Source organism: Actinomycetota bacterium, assembly GCA_030776725.1.
Taxonomy (GTDB): Bacteria; Actinomycetota; Nitriliruptoria; order Nitriliruptorales; family JAHWKO01; genus JAHWKW01.
This window is the reverse complement of the sequence record JALYHG010000257.1, coordinates 1-2,098: the sequence shown is the minus strand read 5'-3', so window position 1 is coordinate 2,098 and position 2,098 is coordinate 1. Positions and strand designations below refer to the sequence as shown.

The 2,098-nt window shown below is 73.5% G+C and carries 3 protein-coding genes; all 3 read left to right on the top strand.

Translation table 11 applies throughout. The annotated features are described in order from the left end of the window. Window positions 1–226: 226 nt before the first annotated feature. Window positions 227–580, top strand: a complete 354-nt coding sequence (locus M3N57_12490) for a hypothetical protein (protein MDP9023488.1) — start codon at window positions 227–229, stop codon at window positions 578–580. A gap of 202 nt (window positions 581–782) precedes the next feature. After that, window positions 783–1,715 carry a PDZ domain-containing protein gene (locus tag M3N57_12485; protein ID MDP9023487.1) on the top strand — a complete coding sequence of 311 codons (933 nt, stop codon included), beginning with the start codon at window positions 783–785 and terminating at the stop codon, window positions 1,713–1,715. A 130-nt stretch (window positions 1,716–1,845) separates the two neighbouring features. Next, window positions 1,846–2,098, top strand: a 253-nt coding sequence (locus tag M3N57_12480; protein MDP9023486.1) for a hypothetical protein, incomplete at its 3' end; no start/stop codon positions are given.

The following is a 2,098-nucleotide window of genomic DNA, read 5'->3' as shown; positions in this document are numbered from 1 at the left end:
CCTCACCGCAGGCCGGCCCGGCACGGCAGGGCGAGCGCGCGGCGGTCGGCCGGTGGGCGGCGCTCGCGGCGGTCCTGCTAGCGATCGACGTGGTCGCGCTGATCCTCACCACCGTCGCCACGCGGCGCAGGCGGTTGCGGCCTCCGCACCGCGCGTAAAGTCCGTCGGGGCGACGGTCGAGAACAGCTGTACAACGCGCGCCCGCGCGTGTCAGAACGGAGCCGTCATGGAGCACGTCGTCCGCTACCGCACCCCGGCCGGGGAAGACCGGCTCGAGGACGTCCACAGCGTCGAGGCTGCGCTGGAGCGCGTGGAGCAGCTGCGCAACGACGAGGGCGTCGCCGACGTGCGCGTCTACCGCCAGGTCCCGGTCACCTTCCGCGCCTACTACCGGGCCGCGGTGGTCACGCACGAAGCCCCCGCCCCAGCGCCCGCGACGCCGGTCGTTGACCAGCCGTCGCCGCCGGCGGGAGCCATGCCGCTGGCGCCCGCGCCGGTCAGCGTGGCCCACGAGGAGAACGTGGAAGGCACCGACACCCCAGCCGACAACCGGAAGATCTCGCTGTTCAACCGCGGCTGACGTCTCACCCGTCGGGTAGCATCGACGCGCGTGCCGGCGTCCCGCCGTCCGCTCCCAGGTAGGTCGCGTGCGCCGTCTGCTGTCGATCCTGTTGTTGGTCTCGGCCGTCGGTCTCCTGGGCCGTGGCCACGTGCGGTGCGAGGCGTTCCCAGCCCAGCCACGTTGCTTCGTCGCGCTGCATCCAGGACCCGCTCAGGATGCTTTGACCGCCGTCGACATCCGGGGCGCGCGGACGTACGCGTCGGCGGGTGAGCTGCTGCTGACCACCGTCGCGGTCGATCCCGACGTCGCCGCTGGCGAGTGGGTCCGCCACCTGTGGTCCCCACGGGTTCGGCTCGTGGCACGGACCGAGCTGTACCCCCCGGGAGACGAGACCGACGAGGTCCGGCAGCGGAACGTCGCCGAGATGGACCGCTCACAGGTCGCAGCCGCGGTCGCGGCGTTGCGCACGCTCGGCTACGCGGTGGACCTCGCGCCCGACGGGGCGCGGGTCGTCGAGGTCGTTGCCGGGTCACCGGCCGAGGCGGTCCTCGAACCTGGCGACGTGATCGTCTCGGTCGGCGGCGACCCGGTCCGCACAGCCGACGCCGCCACGGAACACGTCCGCGAGCGGGCGCCGGGCGACGTGGTGAGGTTGCGCATCCGCCGCGACGGGGATCTCCGCACCGTCGCGGTGCGGTTGGCCCCCCACGCCAACGACCCGGACAGGCCGCTGGTGGGAGCGGTGCTGACCGACCACGTCAGCCTCCCGGTCGACGTGAGCATCGAGGCGGGCGACGTCGGCGGTCCCTCGGCGGGGCTGATGTTCGCTCTGGCGGTGATCGATGCGCTCACCCCCAAGGACCTAACCGGCGGGGCGGTCATCGCCGGGACGGGGGCCATCGACGAACACGGTGCGGTCGGTGCGATCGGAGGCATCCAGCAGAAGATCCTCGGTGCCGTCCACCGTGACGAGAGCCGCGGCGCCTCGGCGTTCCTGGTGCCGCGCGGCAACCTCGACGAGGCGCGCAGCACGCGGGTGGGCCGCGACATCCTGGTGATCCCCGTCGGCACGCTGCAAGAGGCGCTTGACGCCTTGGAGCAGCTGCGTGCGGGGCGCCGCCCCCCCGATGCGGTCGCGCTGGACCGGAGCTGATCGCGCTCTGCAGGTGGCGGCCAGGCTGCCGCGCAGCCCGACCGGCACGGTCAAGCACGCCGTGCAGCAGGTCGATACCTGAAGCAGGGCCGCGGGTCGCCGCGACCTCCCCGTACACTCGACCGAACCGATGAGCAGCGGCGTCGCCATCCCCCTGCACCTGGCGGTGCACATCCTCGGCTTCACCGTGTCGGTCGGGCTGGCGGCGTACGCGATCGCGCGGCGCGACGACGCCGAGTCGGGTTGGTTGAGCTTCGCTGCGGGCGGGGCGCTCGTTGCCGTCAGCCACGCGGTATCCGGTGCTCTCGTCTCGGGGGGTCCGGCGTGGCCGTCGTACATCCGCGCTGCCGGCTACGCCGCTCTTGCCGTCGGCGCCGCCGGGG

What these genes read in the sequence shown, in the direction of transcription:
- M3N57_12490 (MDP9023488.1), top strand. Translation starts at nt 227, where the DNA reads ATGGAGCACGTCGTCCGCTACCGCACCCCGGCCGGGGAAGACCGGCTC.